Below are 1,633 nucleotides of genomic sequence, written 5' to 3' on the forward strand. Positions count from 1 at the left end.
GCTTGCTCCTTCATAAACGAAAGATAGAGGTGCTCAATGGCTTTATCGTTATACCATTCATGGTCGGCGCCGTGAAATGGGCTTGGGTGCATTGCGAAACGTTTCTTTAAAAAAGCTCGTGAATTGGCAAACCAATGGCGTTCTATTTTGCACGAGGGTCGTGACCCCATTAAAGAACGCAATAAACAAAAGTGTGAGGCAATGCGTAATCTCCATTATTTAAAAGACATTGCTTTAGATGCTTTTGAAAGTCGTAAAGCTGAATTAAAAGATGATGGTAAGGCTTGTGATTGGTTTTCACCTTTACGTCTTTATATTCTCCCTAAATTAGGCTGTATGCCCGTTTCTGAGATTACACAAACAGAAATACGCAATACACTTGCTCCTATTTGGCATACAAAAGCAGCAACAGCTAATAGAGCTCTTACCCGTCTCAATCTTTGTCTCAAACATGCGGCTGCTTTGGGTTTGGATGTGGATTTACAAGCTGTAGAAAAAGCACGTTCTCTCTTAGGAAAACAACTCCATAAAGCACAAAATATACCAGCTATGGATTGGAGAGACATTCCCGCTTTTTATAAAACACTTTGCCAAAAAACATATATAACACATCTGGCTTTGCGTTTGCTTATCCTTACAGAGGTTCGTACTTTTCCTTTGCGTCATATGCGTGAAGATCAGATTGATGGGGATATCTGGACCATACCTGCTGAGAATATGAAAGGAAGACGTGATGCTACAACAGAGTTTCGTGTGCCTTTATCATCTGAAGCATTAAAAGTAATTGAACAAGCCCGTTATCTCTCCAAAAGTGATTTTATCCTTTCTGTTACCGGTCATGGTCCTCTTGGTGAGAGTAATATATTACAGCATATGAAACGTGCTAGACTTGAAGCCTTCCCCCATGGTTTTCGCTCTAGTTTACGCAATTGGCTCGCTGAAACAACCGATGCCCCCTATGAGGTCGCTGAAACCATTCTATGTCATAGAGTAGGAGGACAAGTAGAGCGTGCCTATCGTCGTACTGACTATCTAGAACAGCGTTGTATCTATATGGATAAATGGGCGGCTTATGTCACAGGGCAATCTTAACAGATGGGGTGCATACCCCCATGATCTGTGGATAACTTTCTCTCTCTGTTCTCTCATATCATCTCAATAAGATTCATAAATTATCACATCAGAAAAACTATAATAAAACACTGTTTTTTATAGATTAAATACCTTTCAAATGATGCAAAAATATGGTTAATAAATGCTTATGATTTGTTTTCATTTTTTGAGACTGAGGAGATTCTAGTATGACAGAAAATGATATTCTCTTTAAAGTTTGGTTTTTTATCGCGTTGGTTACAATCGGATCTAGGGCTCATGCTCATTATCAACTAACTGAACCGCATAAACAGCTGCCTCTTCAGGCGGAGTAAAAATGCCATTGAAGGAAACATGTACCCTGCCGTCAGAGCCAGCTTGCAAGTGCTTCTTTTCCTCAGCCGTTAAATAACATGATTGAGGGAACAATCCCGCCATTCCAAGCAAAAGCAAAAAGGGGATTGTTGATCATCACAAACAGAAAAACTTAAGGCTGACATTCATCCGCATTTTTATACCTTTTACAAAATGGGCTATTTAA

1 protein-coding gene and 1 pseudogene are annotated in these 1,633 nt (G+C 39.6%); both read left to right on the forward strand.

All coding sequences use genetic code 11. The features are described 5' to 3' along the window. Nucleotides 1-1,092, forward strand: a pseudogene (locus tag MCO_RS01380) (tyrosine-type recombinase/integrase); the annotation flags it as partial. Between the two features lie 209 nt (nucleotides 1,093-1,301). Then, complete coding sequence (locus MCO_RS11460; protein ID WP_007552125.1) at nucleotides 1,302-1,427, forward strand: hypothetical protein; 126 nt, start codon at nucleotides 1,302-1,304, stop codon at nucleotides 1,425-1,427. The last annotated feature ends 206 nt before the right edge of the window (nucleotides 1,428-1,633 follow it).

Source organism: Bartonella sp. DB5-6 (genome assembly GCF_000278115.1).
GTDB lineage: Bacteria > Pseudomonadota > Alphaproteobacteria > Rhizobiales > Rhizobiaceae > Bartonella > Bartonella refiksaydamii.

Coding starts and splice junctions, on each gene's coding strand:
- MCO_RS11460 (WP_007552125.1), top strand. CDS start 1,302: ATGACAGAAAATGATATTCTCTTTAAAGTTTGGTTTTTTATCGCGTTG.